Genomic DNA, 17,919 nt, shown 5'->3' on the forward strand with positions numbered 1-17,919 from the left:
TTTTTCAAAAAACACACATTTTTACCGAATGTTAATGTAGTATATGAAGATATAAATATATGTATTTAATTCATTAAGCATATAGGTTGTTTTTCTTCCCAGGACCTGTTCAAATGTCGATGTTCATGCCATGTTAGTACACCTGGGTAAAACACTAAAATGTAATTTTCTAACTCCTGTATTGCATCCTTTTGCTCTGAATTTAATTCGCTTTCAAAATGAACATAGTGCTTTGCTAAACCAAATCTTATAACTTTTTGATCGGTAGAGTTTTCTACTTTGTAATGATAGGTAACGCTAAACCTTTCTAAAATTGGCTTGTATTTTAAATTCCACACTTGTTCAGATAGCTTATCACTTCCTAGTAAAAACCTTTTTCCCCTCTCTTCTATACTACTTACTGGAAAACATGCGTTTATTTCTCCTAAACTCCAACTGTCCGATAATACTATCTGCGCTTTAGCAAACTTAATCTCAGGTAATAAGCTCTGTGGTAGCGGATATAACGTTTTTAAATTATTCCACTGATGACTTCTTTCATAAATACCGTTATAATTCTTTGTGTGAGGCTCGGTTTCTCCAAGTATTGCTACATCTAGCCTATACAGATCATTACTTAATGCCTGCTCATAATGATCGCGTAGATAGTTTTCTATAATCCTAATAACTGGACCACTAGACCTGAAAAAATTTACTCTCCCAAATGATAACACTGGTCCATCTTTTTCGATCTTTGTACCAGAGTAGTCTGATAATAAGCTGCCAAAAAAGCTTTCATCTAAAATAAATCTTCCAATATTATAGTGGTCATTGAAAAGCCTCATTAGCCTCGATCTTGCAGGTAGTGATAGCTTTGCTAGTTCTACTACTGCATCTACGAAGAAGTCTTTCGGAACATCTTTTATCCCTATCTGTAATTCAAAAAAGTGTTCTCCAGGTGGCTCTTCAATAATTGTAATATCTTCATTTATATTTGCCCACTTCAGTGCTATTTTCAATGAGGCAGGTGTGCCACGCAGTCTTTGAAATTTTATCCCTTCTTTTATCGCTTTTCTTTTGTCTGTTACCCAACGCAGAATCTCTTCTAGACCATATTCCTCTACTATCCATGGTAATATCTTTTCTTCTAGGCTGAATTTAAACCCTCTTATGCTGCTTGGATCAACTTTGTAATCGATTGCATCAACCAGCGCTTTTTCTTGTTTTGTTGCGTTTGGCGGTAATAGCATTAATTTAACTCAACATTTAAACTTCTTAAGGCAGCACACTCATTCCCCAGTACCACAACATCCTCTCTTGGCTCGATTAATTCTACGTTTTCCACTCCTTCTACGAACAAATTCGCTATAATCCACGACCTTGTTACATTCCATCCTAATCTTTTCGTTGTTTCAAATTTTTCTATAAATTTCTTCTTCACCGTTTCAATAATATCTGGTCTTTTAATGCTAATTTTACTGTGGATATCTATTTCTATAATATTGCAACTTACCACTTCAATTGTATCTGTTAAAATCCTCACATCCTCCCTGTTTAGCTGATTTCTGACAATTTCTAGTAATTCTTCTTGGGGTATGCCAGTTGTGGATAATTGTGTTGATAAGATCGAAACTTGTACTTTTCCTGGTACAGGTGATTCTACTAATGCATCTTTTACTCTTGTATCTGCTGATAATGCATAATACCGATAATTTCCTCCTGTTGACCAGCCAACTATCTTTGCTTTAATCCTTTTCCTAAATCGTTCGTCATCTTCTTCTTTCTGCCTCTCCACTCCATAAAACTCAGCTAAATTATCTAGGTCTTCTCCTCCTGCAAACTTCAGTAAATTACTTCTTACCGCTTCATTAATTCTTTGCCGTAATAACAATTCCCTCCAGGCTGCCACTTCCAAAATCTTTATTGCTGGATCACTTTCTACCAATACTGTAAAACTTGAGTCTCGACGTATCAACTCCTCCTTCATACGTGAAAAGATTTCTTCGAAGTTCAGTGGCTCAATAATGTTAGGCTGCTCCATCTTTATACCACAACTCCATCAAAGCGAATCTTTTCCCCCATTGGTAAGTACAATCCTTCTAGGTCAAGCGTTACTTTTCCTTCTTTCACTTCTGTTATTTTTACTTTTTCTAACTTAAATCTCTTTTCCCACTTTTGTAGTGCTTCTGCTGTTGCTGCATAAATTTCTAGCGTAAAATCCCTATTGATTGGCTTATCTACTAATTCAAATAATCTTGAACCGTAATCTCTTCTCATGATTCTACTACCAATTGGTGTGGTCAAAATATCAACTATTGACTGTTTCAGGTGCTCTAGTCCTTCCAACTCTTTTCCCGTTTTATTGCTCATCCCACGCATTTTTAGCTCGCAAATACATTTTTGCTAATACTCATTACATGAAAACCACACGATGCCAAGTCTCCTGTTCTTGTTACGCCAATACCATTAACAAATACGCTGTTTGACCCTTGCGTTAGTTTCTCACCTAGAGTTAAGATATCTCCTTTTCGACAAACAGATCTACCGTTTACAAAAACGTCGTTACTACCACTCATACAAACATGAACCGGTATCCCCATGCAATGATCTCCTATACAAACTATAGCTCTTCTCATGTCAATTGAGATCAACTCTCCTTCCCTTAAGTTTTATTCCTTCTTTTGTCATCTCCATACTCGATTTTCCAACTTTTAGCGTTATTTTATCTACTACTTCAATCTCAAGATGATGATTCTCCTTATCGTACGATAATTTCGTTCCATCCTTAAACTCTAAAATATGCGCGTCTTTTCGGCATTCCGAGGGAAAATACTTCTGCTGATAAATTGCCGGTAACACCACCCCTAATGACAACTCTTCATATGGCGATAATACCATCACCTGCTCATCAATATCTGGGGAAAACCAACTTCTATCTTCTCCTGCTCTTGCCGTTACCCACGGAAGCCAATCGGTTAAAAATTCTCCTACCTTTACCCGCACTCTTGCCTTTTCATAGTCTATCTCTTTAAAATGTTCGCTAGCCTTCTATTTAGCTCTGCAATCGCAAAATTATGGTCTAACATTTTCCCCCACACTAATAATATGCGGTATAATACCAGTTTCTAACCACATTGATTGACCTGTATGTAGCTCGTGAACCCATTCGACCAACCACACTAGATATGCATCTAATTCTGGTCTAAAATCATCTCCTCCTGCTGATATAAATTCACCTGCTGAAACATTTTCCACGTCCCAAGTATTTTTATTCACTACTCTCGCAACTTCCGCTGCCAGTGACCTTACCACTACCTGAGAATCCTCAACTGTTCCATCAACTACTACTCTTGCCTCAAATCTTGCCCTCAACGCTAATTCCTCTGTTCCCGGATCTTTTCCTGGTTCCAAACTCACAAGCTCTACAAACACCTCTGGCGCTAATAATTCTTTCCTTATTGCAGGATATACTTCACATGTCTGTATTGCTGGGATTTCTTCTTTTAGCGTTTTACAAATTGCCTCATGTAAACCTTTCCAAAATTCTTTCATTGCTTCTTTAAAAGAACATTCAACTCATGCTCAAAATATTCCTCAAACACTTTTCCTGTTTTATAACTAGCCATTTCTTTTACTATCTTTTGTACATTTTCTCCGATCGGTACAGTAACTTCATGAATCGGCAAGGCTGTCCTTCCTCTTCGTCTAAAAATACCTCTATGTCCGGTTGGCATCTTAGCAATAAATGCTCCTTCAAACATATGTTTTCCTGCTTTTGCTCCTTTTGCCATTTGTTTCATATTGCCAAGCTTTGAAGATTTTACTCCGTATAACCCTATCTTTACTAGAGCCCTCTGATAATTTCTTGTTGCTCTGGTTATCCATAATCTTTTTCTGATTAATTGCCGTTTTATTTGCACATCTTTACTTAGTTCTTTCGTAGCTTGCTCTTTTGTCCACAATGCCGTTTTGTTTAATGCTCTTACTGTTGCTCGTGTTATCTTAGCTTGGCTAGCTTCAATACTTTGAATTATTTTCTCAATGCTGCCGCTTATTCCAATTTCAACACGCATTTACACCCCTGACGCTTGAATTTTCCAGATTATTCCTGAATTATCCCTAAGCGGCGGTGAGTGTACTCTGTATCTACAACTACCTATGGAAAAAGTATCTCCCACCATTGGCTTTAATACATCAAACACACTTACTTCTAAAGTCAAAATTTCTCCTACAAATTGTCCTTCACCAATTCCATATAATTTATCTGGCTGTTGCTTTAATATCTGCACCATGTACGACTTATCCCTTGACTCATACAACGCTTGCTCTCCTAAATGTGCAAAACAATCTTTCAATAATCTTTTTATTTTTTCTTGCATACTTTACCTTTATGCACTAATCTCTACATGCACGCTAAGAAGAGGCATACTGGTAGAGCACTTTCATGCCTCACCACTTTTGTAGTTGCTCTACCAGTATTGTTATGCTGCAACGACTTTGATTAATATTCCTGGGCGATGGCACATTGGTAAAGGATTTGACTGAGTATGTAAATCGGTCCCTCTATCAAATCTTCTTGGCTCTTGTTTTGCATATAACGGTTGTCCTAGTGTATTTACCGTCTCATTAAAGTCTGCTGGCGCAAAGTAAGTAGTAAATGTGCTTGCTGTACCAAGTGGAAAACAATGTCCGGTATTTCCTTCAATAAATCTTCTTACGTTTCCTTCAGGATCAGTTGCTTGCCCTCTATATTCCTCAAATGTTATTCCACAGAACGTAAATCCTGATCTCATATCGTTCCGGAGTGCTGCTCCTTCTTGCCATCTCTCATATGCTTCTTTTACTTTGGCATGCGAAGTTAATGCATCAAAAAACTCAGGGCTATGAATCCCGGTCATATATTCACCACTTAAGTTGTCCTCAACATGCCTCAATACTTCCAGACACTTACGCTTGACATCGGTGGTTGCTGTTCCCAGCGCAAAATTTACTACTTTTGGCGTAATTTCAAATTCGTTGTAAAGGTTTAATAACTCACTGCCATCTGCGTCCAAAATTATTCCTTTGAGCGCCCCCATTCGCAAATGTTCTAACGTTATTGCGTGTTTGTTTCTCATCAACTCCAGATGATCTGTTACTACACTCGCCAGTGCCGTAAGTTCGCTTTCTGACCCAAATGCCCTTATTCCTTGTACTTCTTCAGGCAATACTACGTCATCATGGGGAATATGTGGTATCGTAAACGTCCTTATTTTCCTTTTTCCTCTTTTCCCTACTGTTGCTGGTGCTCCTGGGACTTGTGTTGGTAATAAAGTTAAAACTCCGTGGTGTTCTTCTATCGTAATATGTCGAAATCTTACCGATCTACTTGGAAATAAATTTAAATTTTCGACGCAACCATAATTTATCGGCAATATGTTTATTGCTTTGGTTAATTCCGTCATACTAAATGCTGGATTTGTAAATGGATTTTGCATGTTTTTTCCCCTTAATGCTGTGTGTTTTAAGATGTTTGGTAGCTCTGCTCTTCAGTTAGGCAGTTGGCGTTTAAACTCCCTTGCGGATGATGATTCCTCGTGCTTCAAGTTGCTTTATTGCTGCAGCTTTTTGCTCTTCAGTTATATTTGTTAACTGTAGCCTTTTATCCTCTCTTAGTTCTTTTGATAATATTTGCTGTTCTGTTTTTTACTCTGCAGCTTGCATAAAACACCTTATCTTGACAATTAATGCCATTTATATTGAACAATTACATAATGTGCAAACATTTTTTTACATAATTTAATTTGTAGAAAGTTTTGCCTCAAATGCCTTTTAATTGACTCTCTTCTACAGGGTAGTCATAATGTATTATTTAATTAAAGAGAGAGGGTGATTATGGAGCCGCTACATGAAATACTGGAAGTATTAAATAATGATCAAGATTTAAACTCGAATAATATAGTTAAAAAGATAAAGAAAAAACTAGAAGAGAAAAGCAAACTAGATAGTGGATTTGAAGGAGCATTAGCAAAGGAAGAATATAATGTATGGAAAGAAAGTAAGTTTTCATTAGACTGCCAATTTACTACTAATATTGCTAGTTGGCAAGGTACATTACTGCATGTGGCTGCTAAACATGGCCATACGAACATAATAAAAATTCTGATAGAAAGTGGTGCAGATGTTGATGGCAAGCATAGCCATACTCCTTTACATGCAGCTGCTAAAAGTAATCAGCTAGAAGCAGCAAGGATTCTAATAAAAAACGGCGCAAATGTTCATACAAAAGATATCTGGGAATGTACTCCTTTACATTATGCTGCAGTTAGTGGTAGTGAATCTATAATACGGCTTCTCATACAAAATGGTGCAGATCCTTGGGTGAAGGATAAAAATAGTGAAACTCCAGTATATAGCTATGTATACGGGCGTGCATGGCTCCTTTCACCTCTTACTATTACCCACAAATATAAATGTTTGTTGCATAGCTCTTAATGGCATAACTTTTGCTTGAAATAACTGTTTATATGGTGCAATTTACAGCTTTTAGTTGCTAAAATTATAACTCTTAGTTTAATAATTTTAATCTAATAAGCTTTCAGGTTAATAAAATTAAATTATTTGAGTAAATACAATACTATGTTTTTATTTGTGGGTAATAGTAAGCTTTCACCTGGGTCTGGTGATGGGTGTTTAGCACAATTTGAAAAAGCACGCAATGGAGGCCTCTTTGTTCGTTATTCAACACTGTTACTAGGGGCTGTGGCGGCAATAACACTTTTTGCAACCGGTAGCATTACACCAGATGCACCACGTATAATAGGCGCAGCGGCTATAGTTACAGTAGCAGCACTTGCAGCTGGTCGTATCACATATGAGATATTTAAACCCAGTACTAAAATGGCAAGAGTAGAACATGAGCGTTTTGTAGCAGCACAGCAATCACCACAGTAGTCTATTTCTAAATAAAAAAACTGTTACATTATATCTCATATTATGGTAAGCCTAGCATTAGGTGGTTCATATGAGGTAAAAATGAAAAACATTATCATCGCAGGCTCTGGTCCTGTTGGTTCATCTGTCCATCTCAGCCATAATTCTTGCACTTTTTTCCGAAACTCTGCATCTTTAGCTTTTGATTGCGGTTTTATTCCTGTTCCAACGCAATTACTCACTATCGTATCGATTATGTTTGCTGCATAGGAGTTCTTTCTTACCATATCACGAGACCGACTGCGTAAGTGTTCAAGGCTTTGGGAAAGTAAGCTATTTATACTTCCTGACTCTGGTTGAAAGTGCAATAATCTCCTTCCTGAACCTCCATGCTGAACCTTTAGACTTTGGTGGTTTGCGGAATAATTGCTTGAATGATTTTAGTAGCATTACTTTTCCTTATCTGAAACTTTCGATAATTCAGCTTCTAACTCTTCTATTGTTGGCAAAGCTGTTTTGATGTTTTCTGGTAGATTTTCAGTTATTCGATATTCCGCTAATCCTATTGGTTTATTTATGTCTTTGAGTGTATATTTAGCAAGTACATCGTCTTTAGATTTACATAAGATTAACCCTATAGAAGGTTGATCTGTCGAGTGCTTCAGTAAATCGTCAACTGCGGAAAGATAAAAATTCATTTTACCTGCATACTCTGGTTTAAAATCTTTATCTTTTAGTTCAATTACTATGAAGCAACGTAACTTTAAATGATAGAATAATAAATCAATATAAAAGTCTTTATTACCAACATCTAAATGAAATTGTCTACCAACAAATGCAAATCCCTCACCGAGTTCTAACAGAAATTTTTCCATATGCCCTACAAGTCCCTTTTCTACTTCTCTTTCGTGAGCATCCTTACCTATACTTAAAAAATCAAAAATATATGGATCTTTTAATGTATAATGTGCTAGATCGGATTGTGGAGATGGTAATTTTTCTTCAAAGTTAGTAATAGCTTTCCCTTGACGTTTATGTAGACCAAGCTCTATCTGCATCACCATAATGTTACGTGACCAGCCATGTTCAATAGCTTCTTTTATGTAGAATAGCCTCGCTTCTTTGTCCTGAACTAAGTCCATTAGAAATACATTATGTCCCCACGGCAATTGGGCAACAAGTTGTTGCACAAATTCAATATCTTGATACTCCACTGCAAATTGACGCATATATTTCAAGTTTCTCGTGCTAAAACCTTTCATTTCCGGGAATTCAGCCTTTAAGTCTCTACTTAACTGCTCAATTACTTTAGATCCCCAACTCTGACTCTTTTGTTTTTCTAGAATCCGCGTTCCAATATAATGATAAAGCAGTAGCAGTTCTTTATTTACTGTTCTTGCTGCCTTATAACGACTAATTATAGAATCGCTTTATATTGTTTCTTCTGAGCGTTTATCTTTTGCCAGATAGCTTGAAAGAGGTGTATATGAGCTGAAAAATATCAAGTGAGTTTTCTAAATAAGACCTTCATACAAATTTTTTCTTTACAATGAATAAAAATGACGTCAAACTTACATGTAAGTTTATTTGTACCAATAGAATCATTAGGAATACCTTTTATTTGCCTTTTAAAGGGTGTTACAAGCGTTAGTTAGGTCAGGGTGGTATAACTCCTATCCTCAGATCATAGAATCGTTTTAAAACGCAATTACGGGCATTTTTCTTTTCCTTTCATTCTTTTCCCCTTTTTAGCTTTAATGACACTAGCAGTATGTGTTTTATATACTTATATTTTCTATATTTTAAGCGGCAATCAAGTTTTACGAGCTTCTGTTTCTTCTTCTATGGCAGTAACTTTTTTCCTTGAGCTTCATCTACAATTTGCTGATTTCATTACTGAGAGTTTTGCAATCAATTGCTCAGAGGTTTGCAATAAAAGTTGTTGTATTTTCATAAAGTCTCCATTAACCCCTTCACAAGTTGTTCAATCTTTTTTGAAGAATTTTCTTTGTAAAGTGTAAAAAATGTGTTAAACTTACTCGTAAGTTTACTTTGCAATAGTTGGGTTACTAAAGATGCCTTTTATTCGAGTTTTTAGGGAGGCTACACGCGTTAATTTAAAAAAGACGAACTTTTATATCTAAATTACAAATAGTGTTGTAAGGACCTCCTAAAGCGTTTTAAAGGGTAGGAGCATTTTGTTACCCTCTCTATGATAGAAGTGACATAAGTTGGCTGTTGCAAAAATAACGTTTCAAAAAGTCTACTAACCATTTGTTCTTTAGGTTTGAAAAATTTTCTTTGCAACCAACAAAAAACACGATAAACTAACTGTAGGGTTTTTTGTAATAAATAAAAGCTTGAGATAAAAAATAATTTAGAAATGCCTCGTAATCGAGTTTTAAGCCACTCTACATGAGCAACTTAGGTCTTGGTGGTACAATTACCCTGAAGTCGTAGAATCGTTTTAAAACCGCGCTAATTGTATCTTTCATTAAATGTAAATATCTTAATAATGTTTTGTGGCAACCTTTCCAAACTTCTTTCTTTTCGCTTACTAGTTAAAAGCTATTATGAACCATTACTATAGTTATTGTATTTTATATTAGTTTATTATTATATCATTTATTATTATTTATATATATATAATATATAAGATTCTCGGAAAGTGGAAATCAGCCACTGTAGCGGGTTTGAGTGTTACCAAATTGGCTAAATTTTTTGGAAATGGAAACGTAATATTTCTCATGTTAGATGGCTAAAAATCATCGAATTTCAATAGCTTAAGTGTGGATATACTCTAATTTCCAAATCTTGGTAAATTCTCCGGAAATCATGGAAATTGGGTAGTGTGGAATTCATTTTTTGTTGTTAAAATCTTACTTTTAGAGAGACAAAATGAGCCCACAAAACTTTCATAAGTGAGCTCTAAATATTTTTTAGAAGTTACCTATTTCAAACCTTCCTGCACCTAGCTTAAACTCACCTTCTTGTATCTTGTCAAAAGCATCTAATGTTTTAAGCTTAAGCATTAGGTGGAGAAGGGAGGAACTCTGTGCTTCTTCTTAGATATAAAATCTGTAGAGGAGATAAGAATTCCCTTCTCAAAAGTATAGGCTGGACGGTATCGTAGAAAGACCTGAATGGTTCTAATTCTGTATTCACAAGACTAGCCTTACTTTTCATTTTTAATGGTAACGTATGGGGTTATATATGATCAACAACTTTTTGGGCATAGATATATCAAAAGATCGCTTTGATGTTTTTCTCTCATTTATAAGCAAAAAAGGAAAGCGTGAAATTAGAAAAAGAAGCTTTAAGAACGATGATCATGGGTTTCAAAGTCTACTGAATTTTCTACACAAACATAATGTAGAAAAAGTAAAAACCTGCATGGAATCTACTGGTTGTTATAGCGAAGCACTGGCTGAATTTCTACACAATGCTGGACATTTTGTAAGTGTTGTAAATCCTTATTGCATAAAATCTTATGCAAGGAGTAAGCTGATACGACAAAAGAATGATCAGACCGATGCAGAAGTTATTGCTGATTATTGCCAAAGACAGGAACCTTCTAGTTGGACACCACCTTCTCCTGAAATGAAAAAATTAAAACATCTTTATCGTTGCTCAGTTGCGTTAAAAGATGAGTTAACATTAGTAAATAACCACTTAGAAAAAAAAGAGAGACTGCCTAAAGAAGTTGCAAATGCTTGGGAAGACCTTGCAATGAATATAGCTCAAAAAATAGAAACAATAAAAAACTCCGTACGTGAACTATTAAATCAACACAAAGAATTGTTGGAAAATTTTCAACTTCTATTGACTATTCCAGGCATAGGAGAAGGAGGCTACTTGCATGACACCATTCTTTTTCCTGAATCCAAGTAGTCAAGCTACTCGGATGACACCATTTACAACCACTCCCCTACCCTTTCTAGCTGTTTATAGCTGTTAAATCTCAGGAATTTATCAAAATATGGAGAGGCAATAAAGGGTGTGGAATTACTTAAATAATTAGATAAAAAACCAGGCAGATCATTTTTTAATTCTTGCATTTTGTATCTATAATTTTGTATAGAAATAACTTTTATTTTATCATAATCAAGTTTCCAATAAGCAAGTTCTGAAACTTCTCTTTTTGTTATATGTTCTACCGCTAAGGCTTGCAAAATTAACTGTGGAAAAAACCCCGACATCACTTCTTCGTTGGAAGGTGGTGAACCAAGTTTATAGTCTATAATTGCTACTTGCCCACTTGGTAGATACTCAACTCTATCACATCTTGCTGTCAGTAAAATTTCTTGTGGGATCAGATCTCTATTTGTCATCCAAGCAGTTTCATACTGGGATACATCATCACAAGAAATATAGATTCCAGCGTCACGCGCTGGAATATGAAATATCGGACAGGAAAAGCTCTTTTCCAACTCAACATAATTGCTTCGAGTTTCATCAAATTCGACAAAAGATTGAATTATCCTTTGCAGTCTTACCCACCACATATTTGAAAAATTAAACTGACTAGTCGAGAATGCTTTTCGTGCAATGCTCATTTGCGACTTTTTGTTGCGTAAATATCTTGCAAGAATGTTGTGCACCATAGTGCCAAATTCCAATATCGATGGCTTAAAATTCAAGTCTCTTAATTGTTTAAGGCCCAGTATATATTCAACGTAAAATGAATAAGGATTACGAATTAGCTTTTCTATTGCACTGCAAGACATCACCTGCATTTTTTCTTTTCTAACTTCGGTTTGAGGTTTTGGCATAGGCTGAGTACATGGAACAGTACATTCAGGCGTATTTAATATCCTCAGCCAATCGCGATACGGCTGTTTCCCCTCCTTGAGCAGAATTTCCAAACGCTGCAATAGAATTGGTTTTCTATGGCTTAGCGATCTTGTAATATAAACCTTACTTGCGCAAAACAAATTGTGTAAAGTATAAAAAAAATACCCCTGCTCTTCTTGCGCAGAAGGAAGGTTAAATTTTTCTCTCGTAAGTGCATTCAAAAGCGGACTTTGAAAGCTTGGCGCTTCATTAAATCCAGCGAGTATTACAACTTTGTTGTGATATAAGCTGAATTTATTCAAGTCATTTGCTACAGAGAAAAACTCTTTCTCTAAAAATAAGGTCAGAATTTGGCTATATAACTCTAAGGAGCACTTAATTTCTATACCCTCACATGCATTCAAGAAATTACAGGTGAAATTACCTATTTCACTATTTAGCTCTGAAAAATTTATACCAGATAGCACATTAATACACTGCAAATGAGTTGCCACCACATCAGAAATAGGGCAATTTATAGAGTTAAGTAAAAGATTAAGTATAGCCTCTAACCTATTGATAATAAGCAATATATCCTCTTTATGTTTTAGCTTTTTATAGGTATTAATAGCATCTATAATATCTTTAAGGCCATTTGTACTAAAGTTGCGTAATATCTCTATTTCAAATTCAGATAAAATCTGAGAGTACTTTTCTTGAGTGTAATCAAAAGTCACTAGCCTATGTTTAAGGAGCGAAAGTAATGATACACTGCTCCAATTTGAGGTCAAAACTTCGATACTATAAAGTAGGAGTGTTATATAAGGATAATTTTCCGGTATGGCACTGTGTTGCCTTGATAAACATGCTATACGAGCTGCAAGTAATTTATCAAAGACAACCAAAGAAACGTTTTCATAACCTTCATTCTCTATAATTAATGATGTCACTTGTGCTTCTTCCTCTCTGGAATCACAAGTGATGACTTCAATATTGCCAATATGTCCATTACTAACTTTGCTTAGATCGGCAGTTGTATCAAAAATGTAATCTAGATATTCCTCAGGACTTCCTGTCATTCCAGCCCTTTGATTTTTGGTGTATGAACATTGCAATTTGCAGGTAATTTGAGTAGTAGATGGTGTCATTCCAGTGCTTGACACTGGAATCCAGTTTCTATTGCACAGCCACCTGGTGCGCTCATTTAAAGTTAAGTTTTCTGGATCCCAGTGTCTGGGCACTGGGATGACATCAGAACACGCTTCTGGCAGAAAACTCACATCTCTTCTATCTACATTTAAATAATCGATTAGATCTTTCAGGCAATATTGATAATGTTTTTTATCAAGTGATTGCCAATCTTTCTCTTTAATTTTCAAATTCAGATTAGGCAAAATTATTTTTCCAAACGGCAGGTCATATATAGCCTTAATTAACGACTTATCCTTTCCAATTCCAACAAAGATTATATGTTGGTCTTTTTGTAAAGAGATTATCATATTGTTTATGTAATCACTCTTATGTTCTAATATATCTACTACTCCTAAATCTTTTAAAATTTTATTCCAACTCTCAATGAGTAAGCTTATGAAATTCTCTATTTTTTTTGAATGTTCATCGAATTGATAACAATCCGTTGTTTGGGTAGATTGAATTTTATCAAGCAAGGATGGCAGGCTATAAGCTAAATCAATGGGGAAATTATCATTATTTTTTCTATTCCACTCCAATATGAATTGAATGAGTAGCAGCGTCCTCTTTGTTGGATTGATAACTTTAACTCTATCAAGATTTAATATTAAATCCTCTTCATCAATGTTTTCCAGTGAAACTATCTCTGGCAAAATTATGCATTTTTTAGCGTTATAATTCTTGAACGCACTCAGCAGCGCTATTACATCCCTTTTGCAGGGAAGTATGATCTTTATCTCGGGAATTTTTTCTCTTTCATATTCAGAAAATATGTGCTGAACCAATACATTGAAAAAGGACTCATCCACATTAACGGTAAAAACTCTTCCCACTAACAGTAACAATTAATACAATGCTTTATTATACAGGGCTTATTTTGGGGATAAATATTTTTATTTCACTTATGCGAAAGTTATGGTCTTAGTTCTTCTTGTTTACCTGTAAGTTTCACTTCATTTGTTTCAGTGTTAGGCTTTGACATTACGTATGTAACCTTGCCAACTGCTAATCCTACTACTGCAACTATGCTAATTGCTGCAAGTACAGTGAGCGTTTCAACTGCTATTATCCCTGTTGAAAATAGTGCTGTTGCTATAATAGCACAGGCTAATGCTGTTAAGCTACCAGAAATAGCACCTATTGCAATTGCTTTATTTGTTTTAAGTTGCATTTCTTTGGCTTCCTCTGAAGATTTTGTTATGTCTCCGTTTGTACCAGGACTTTTGGGAGTTTTACTACAACTATCCTTCGATAAAGAGCTTGATCTTTTTTTTGCCAGAGCTTCTGCTTCCTTCTCTAGAAGTTTCATTCTTAGGAGTTCCACTAACTCTCCATTGCCACTTTCAATAGCCAAATCTAAAGGAGTATACCCCCATCTATCTTTTTTACTAACATTTCCCCTCTTTTTATTAGAGCGTCTGCTACTTTTTCACAGCCACCCTTAGCAGCATAATGTAATAGTGTTCTACCTAATTGAAACGGGGAAGAAAAATAACAGAAATTGTAATTTATCCCTTCCTAAGCTCTACTTATTTCGTAATAGATATGATTTCCAGCTTTATATTGTGCATACGATTCATCCTGTATCTTGCTGATCACATTCCATTGATTCAAATCTGGAAGACTGTTTACTGGCTTCAATATCTTTATAATGATGTCATCATCCATGACCTTACCTATCTTAAAATGTATAATTTATTATACATAACTTTAGTAAGTAAAGTCAAACATACAAATCTCAAGTTGAAAATCACTAAAAATATAAATGTGCTCACAGTTTCTTATGTTATTATATATTAAAATCTTTTATAATATTACATGACAAACATCAGAATAGAAGTTTTAAATAAATGTGAGCAAGTTGGCCGCAAAAGAGTAGTTAATGTTTATTCGATTTGCATGTGCAAAGAACTACCACCAAAATTATATGAAGAAGTTTGTGGGCTATTTTATAATAAAGTCATACAAGACTGCCGTTATTATTCCTACAATGAAAACCTTCAATATGACTTCATAGAACCACAAGCAAAGTGGGGCTTGGAAATAAGCTTTTTACCTGGCATGACTGACAATGTGGGCAACACAGCGAAACAAATTGTTAGAGAGTATTTAATTAGCAAGGGCCACATTGATGAAGGCGTTCATATCAAAGCAAGAAGTTCAAAGCTGATTTTGGGTAAAGGAAGCATGCCAACCGAAGATGATATAAAGCAAGAATTCAACCCTATCACTGAATATTGCACACTTATCTGTAAGAACTATAGCTGGAAATATTATGGTAAATCGAATACAACACCTGGTGTTATCCCAGTGCCCCGACACTGGGATCCAGAAAATTTCAAGCAATTGTATAATGCAAACTGGATTCCAGTGTCAAGCACTGGAATGACAGAAGGTAGGGTTGGGATGACAGAGGATAGTACTAAGTCTGTTGACCTCAATGTGAGTGACCAAGAGCTTGAAAAAATCAGCAGAGATGGAATCGATGGTAATGGCACTTTAGGGCTCTCGCTGGCAGCAATGAAAGCTATAAAGGATTACTTTAAAAAACTCGGTAGAAATCCATATGATATTGAACTTGAGTCTCTGGCACAGACTTGGTCTGAACATTGTAAACACAATATTTTTTGCTCCCCTATTGATGAAATAAAAGACGGTCTATATGCTCATTATATTAAGCGTGCAACACGTGAGATAAATTCTGACATATGCGTGTCAGTTTTCTCCGACAACGCAGGAGGAATAATTTTTGATGACGATTACTTGATTGTAGATAAAGTTGAAACTCACAATAGCCCTTCAGCTCTTGATCCATTTGGTGGAGCAATGACCGGAGTGCTTGGAGTTAATCGTGATATAGTGGGTTTCGGGAAAGGCGCGGAGCCTATAATGAATATCTATTACTTTTGCTTTGCCAAAGAAGCAAAAGGCAAATTTTATAGGGACAAGGAGCGTACTGATGAGATTTTACCGCCAAAATATATAATGAAAGAAGTGATTCATGGCGTTAATGTTGCTGGCAACTGCTGCGGTATTCCAACACAACTTGGATCAGTATATTTTGACGATAGATTTTGTGGAAAGCCGCTGGTCTTTGTTGGAAGTGTTGGAACTATTCCGCGCAGTATAAATAATGTACCTTCACACATCAAAGGGCCTAAAAACGGCGATAAAATCGTAATTATTGGTGGAAGAGTTGGAAGAGATGGAATTCACGGTGCAACGTTTTCTTCAGAGGCTTTGTCGGGAAACAGCCCTTCAACGATTGTGCAAATTGGCGACCCCATAACACAAAAAAAACTATCCAATGCCGTCATAGAAGCAAGAGAGCTTGGTCTTTATAATGCAATAACGGATAATGGAGCAGGCGGTCTATCATCGTCCATTGGTGAAATGGGAAAAGACGGATTTGAAGTTGATTTGAGCAAGGTTCTCCTTAAAAACGATGGTATGGCTCCGTGGGAAATATGGATATCAGAATCACAAGAGAGAATGACCTTAGCAGTGCCAGAAGAAAATCTTCCTATGTTTAAGCAAATCATGAAAAAACATGATGTGGAGGTTTGTGTGATTGGAGAGTTTAACGAAAGTGGTAAAGCTGTTGTTAAATGTCCTGAAGGGAAAGTAATAATGGACATCGAAACTGAATTTCTGCATGACGGTAATCCCAAAGTGCATTTACAGACAAAGCCATGGTCTAAGGAGCCTGCTGTCATTCCGGAACCCTCTCCTGTCATCCCAACACTCTTCCCTGTCATCCCAGTGCTTGACACTGGGATCCAGCAGGCTGAGCCTGCAAACATTTTATGCAAAAACCCATCCAACGGTGGAATTGAATGTGAAATGGATTCCAGTGTCAAGCACTGGAATGACACCTTTGCATTAAAAAAAATGCTGAGCAGACCAAACATACGCAGCAAAGAGTTTATAGTGGTGCAATATGACCATGAGGTTCAAGGATCGTCAATACTGAAACCACTGCAAGGCAAGGGAAGAGTGTGCAGTGAAGCTGTTGTCTCGAGGCCAGTCCTTTCTTCAAACAAAGGTGTTGTAAAATCGCAGGGATTTGGCTCAAGTTATGGAGAAATTGACACTTATCACATGGCAGCATGTGCGATTGACACTGCAATACGCAACTACGTAGCTGCAGGAGGAAATATAAATCATCTAGCGTTGCTCGACAATTTTTGCTGGTGCGATGCTTATAATCCAGAAAGGCTATGGCAGCTAAAGAGAGCTGCAGAGGCTTGTTACGACTTTGCAACTGCATTTAAAACGCCATTCATATCCGGAAAAGACAGTATGTTCAATGACTTCAAGGGATATGACGAAAATGGCGAGAAAGTGATGATATCTGCACCACCTTCATTACTCATTTCAGCAATTGGAGTTATAGAAAATATTGAAAATGCGGTATCGCTTGATGTGAAAATGCCAGGGGACTTGATATATGTGCTTGGTACAACCCACGATGAGCTTGGTAGATCTGAATATCAGTTATATAGTGGAATAGATAATAACAACGTGCCAAAAGTTGATGCAAAGAGCGCTAGGAAGTTGTATGAGCGTTACAACCAGGCAATAAAAGATGGCATAATTGCCTCTGCAATTGCACCAAACTTAGGCGGCTTAATTATTGCTCTGGCAAAATCGCTAATTGCAGGAGACCTTGGTGCTGAAATCGATCTTTCACTAGTACCAATAGGAAAAACACAAAATACAGACATAATAAACAAGATAATAATGTTTTCTGAATCGCAAAGTAGAATTTTGGTTACTATTGCACCACAAAATCAGCAGAGGTTTGAAGAATTGTTTAAAGGCATAGTTTATTCATATATTGGTGAAGTAACAGAGAAAAAGGTGCTAAACATAAAGGATGTTTTAAAAGTAAATCTGAAAGATTTGGGAAATAGTTATTATATAGCTAAAGTAACTTAGGTTTACAGACGATTTGATAAACGACAAACTCGTCATCCCGCTGCTTGTTAGCGGCCGCGGCGGTATGACGTAGGAAAACCTTTCTTGGGTAGCTATAGCATGTCAGTTTAAAATGTTTTTTTT

Annotated in this window: 15 protein-coding genes and 5 pseudogenes; 4 read left to right on the forward strand and 16 right to left on the reverse strand. The window is 36.1% G+C overall.

The features are described from left to right. Positions 1-65: 65 nt before the first annotated feature. From OOK84_RS04085 to OOK84_RS04130, 10 genes and pseudogenes are all read right to left on the reverse strand, one after another. Positions 66-1,229: a phage tail protein gene (locus tag OOK84_RS04085; RefSeq protein WP_264731090.1), complete on the reverse strand. Its 1,164-nt coding sequence runs from the start codon at positions 1,227-1,229 to the stop codon at positions 66-68. Beyond that, the gene (locus OOK84_RS04090) at positions 1,229-2,020 is read right to left on the reverse strand and encodes a baseplate assembly protein (protein ID WP_264731087.1); all 792 of its coding nucleotides are present in this window, start codon (positions 2,018-2,020) and stop codon (positions 1,229-1,231) included. Before OOK84_RS04090 ends, OOK84_RS04085 begins: the two co-directional genes overlap by 1 nt. Before the next feature lie 2 nt (positions 2,021-2,022). After that, entirely contained in the window at positions 2,023-2,358 is a 336-nt protein-coding gene (locus OOK84_RS04095) for a GPW/gp25 family protein (protein WP_264731106.1), read from the reverse strand. Positions 2,359-2,360: 2 nt separating this feature from the next. After that, positions 2,361-2,615, reverse strand: a complete 255-nt coding sequence (locus tag OOK84_RS04100) for a PAAR domain-containing protein (RefSeq protein WP_264731107.1) — start codon at positions 2,613-2,615, stop codon at positions 2,361-2,363. Between the two features lies 1 nt (position 2,616). Continuing rightward, positions 2,617-3,065 (reverse strand): annotated as a pseudogene (locus tag OOK84_RS04105) (phage baseplate assembly protein V). After that, positions 3,052-3,531 (reverse strand): hypothetical protein, encoded by a 480-nt coding sequence (locus tag OOK84_RS04110; RefSeq protein ID WP_264731109.1) that lies wholly within the window; start codon positions 3,529-3,531, stop codon positions 3,052-3,054. The pseudogene OOK84_RS04105 and the gene OOK84_RS04110 overlap by 14 nt, the downstream one beginning before the upstream one ends. Continuing rightward, a complete protein-coding gene (locus OOK84_RS04115; RefSeq protein ID WP_264731111.1) occupies positions 3,528-4,052 on the reverse strand; it encodes a phage tail protein in 525 nt (174 codons plus the stop codon). The genes OOK84_RS04110 and OOK84_RS04115 overlap by 4 nt, the downstream gene beginning before the upstream one ends. After that, positions 4,053-4,358, reverse strand: coding sequence for a head-tail joining protein (locus tag OOK84_RS04120; protein WP_264731113.1), 306 nt, complete (start codon positions 4,356-4,358; stop codon positions 4,053-4,055). A 102-nt stretch (positions 4,359-4,460) separates the two neighbouring features. Continuing rightward, on the reverse strand, positions 4,461-5,456 hold the full coding sequence (locus OOK84_RS04125) for a major capsid protein (protein WP_264731115.1): 996 nt from the start codon (positions 5,454-5,456) through the stop codon (positions 4,461-4,463). Positions 5,457-5,526: 70 nt separating this feature from the next. Continuing rightward, a pseudogene (locus tag OOK84_RS04130) lies at positions 5,527-5,604 on the reverse strand (head decoration protein); the annotation flags it as partial. Positions 5,605-5,853: 249 nt separating this feature from the next. Between OOK84_RS04130 and OOK84_RS04135 the strand changes: the two are divergent. Together OOK84_RS04135 and OOK84_RS04140 are read left to right on the forward strand one after the other, a co-directional pair. After that, complete coding sequence (locus OOK84_RS04135) at positions 5,854-6,453, forward strand: ankyrin repeat domain-containing protein (RefSeq protein ID WP_264731117.1); 600 nt, start codon at positions 5,854-5,856, stop codon at positions 6,451-6,453. Between the two features lie 126 nt (positions 6,454-6,579). Next, the gene (locus OOK84_RS04140; RefSeq protein ID WP_264731119.1) at positions 6,580-6,912 is read left to right on the forward strand and encodes a hypothetical protein; all 333 of its coding nucleotides are present in this window, start codon (positions 6,580-6,582) and stop codon (positions 6,910-6,912) included. Positions 6,913-7,031: 119 nt separating this feature from the next. On the opposite strand, the pseudogene OOK84_RS04145 reads toward OOK84_RS04140, so the two are convergent. Both OOK84_RS04145 and OOK84_RS04150 read right to left on the reverse strand, forming a co-directional pair. After that, positions 7,032-7,341, reverse strand: a pseudogene (locus OOK84_RS04145) (phage portal protein); the annotation flags it as partial. Continuing rightward, positions 7,341-8,309: pseudogene (locus OOK84_RS04150) on the reverse strand (PDDEXK nuclease domain-containing protein); the annotation flags it as partial. The pseudogenes OOK84_RS04145 and OOK84_RS04150, both read right to left, overlap by 1 nt. Positions 8,310-10,104: 1,795 nt before the next feature. Here OOK84_RS04150 and OOK84_RS04155 point away from each other — a divergent pair. Then, positions 10,105-10,737 (forward strand): annotated as a pseudogene (locus tag OOK84_RS04155) (IS110 family transposase); the annotation flags it as partial. A gap of 68 nt (positions 10,738-10,805) precedes the next feature. Here the strand turns inward: OOK84_RS04155 and OOK84_RS04160 are convergent. The 4 genes from OOK84_RS04160 to OOK84_RS04170 form a co-directional block, all read right to left on the reverse strand. Next, complete coding sequence (locus OOK84_RS04160; protein ID WP_264732570.1) at positions 10,806-13,688, reverse strand: WPE palindromic element domain-containing protein; 2,883 nt, start codon at positions 13,686-13,688, stop codon at positions 10,806-10,808. 80 nt (positions 13,689-13,768) lie between these two features. After that, entirely contained in the window at positions 13,769-14,209 is a 441-nt protein-coding gene (locus OOK84_RS04165) for a hypothetical protein (RefSeq protein WP_264731122.1), read from the reverse strand. 2 nt (positions 14,210-14,211) lie between these two features. Then, a complete protein-coding gene (locus OOK84_RS06765; RefSeq protein ID WP_406719224.1) occupies positions 14,212-14,367 on the reverse strand; it encodes a hypothetical protein in 156 nt (51 codons plus the stop codon). A gap of 6 nt (positions 14,368-14,373) precedes the next feature. After that, on the reverse strand, positions 14,374-14,523 hold the full coding sequence (locus OOK84_RS04170) for a hypothetical protein (RefSeq protein WP_264731124.1): 150 nt from the start codon (positions 14,521-14,523) through the stop codon (positions 14,374-14,376). Between the two features lie 150 nt (positions 14,524-14,673). Between OOK84_RS04170 and OOK84_RS04175 the strand changes: the two genes are divergently transcribed. Then, positions 14,674-17,796, forward strand: a complete 3,123-nt coding sequence (locus OOK84_RS04175) for an AIR synthase-related protein (protein WP_264731126.1) — start codon at positions 14,674-14,676, stop codon at positions 17,794-17,796. The last annotated feature ends 123 nt before the right edge of the window (positions 17,797-17,919 follow it).

Source organism: Wolbachia endosymbiont (group A) of Sphaerophoria taeniata (assembly GCF_947250735.1).
GTDB lineage: Bacteria > Pseudomonadota > Alphaproteobacteria > Rickettsiales > Anaplasmataceae > Wolbachia.

Excerpts from the sequence above, each read along its gene's own strand:
- OOK84_RS04120 (WP_264731113.1), bottom strand. The coding sequence starts at position 4,358 with ATGCAAGAAAAAATAAAAAGATTATTGAAAGATTGTTTTGCACATTTA.
- OOK84_RS04135 (WP_264731117.1), top strand. The coding sequence starts at position 5,854 with ATGGAGCCGCTACATGAAATACTGGAAGTATTAAATAATGATCAAGAT.
- OOK84_RS04125 (WP_264731115.1), bottom strand. The coding sequence starts at position 5,456 with ATGCAAAATCCATTTACAAATCCAGCATTTAGTATGACGGAATTAACC.
- OOK84_RS04175 (WP_264731126.1), top strand. The coding sequence starts at position 14,674 with ATGACAAACATCAGAATAGAAGTTTTAAATAAATGTGAGCAAGTTGGC.
- OOK84_RS04085 (WP_264731090.1), bottom strand. The coding sequence starts at position 1,229 with ATGCTATTACCGCCAAACGCAACAAAACAAGAAAAAGCGCTGGTTGAT.
- OOK84_RS04095 (WP_264731106.1), bottom strand. The coding sequence starts at position 2,358 with ATGCGTGGGATGAGCAATAAAACGGGAAAAGAGTTGGAAGGACTAGAG.
- OOK84_RS04115 (WP_264731111.1), bottom strand. The coding sequence starts at position 4,052 with ATGCGTGTTGAAATTGGAATAAGCGGCAGCATTGAGAAAATAATTCAA.
- OOK84_RS04100 (WP_264731107.1), bottom strand. The coding sequence starts at position 2,615 with ATGAGAAGAGCTATAGTTTGTATAGGAGATCATTGCATGGGGATACCG.
- OOK84_RS04110 (WP_264731109.1), bottom strand. The coding sequence starts at position 3,531 with ATGAAAGAATTTTGGAAAGGTTTACATGAGGCAATTTGTAAAACGCTA.
- OOK84_RS04170 (WP_264731124.1), bottom strand. The coding sequence starts at position 14,523 with ATGGATGATGACATCATTATAAAGATATTGAAGCCAGTAAACAGTCTT.
- OOK84_RS04090 (WP_264731087.1), bottom strand. The coding sequence starts at position 2,020 with ATGGAGCAGCCTAACATTATTGAGCCACTGAACTTCGAAGAAATCTTT.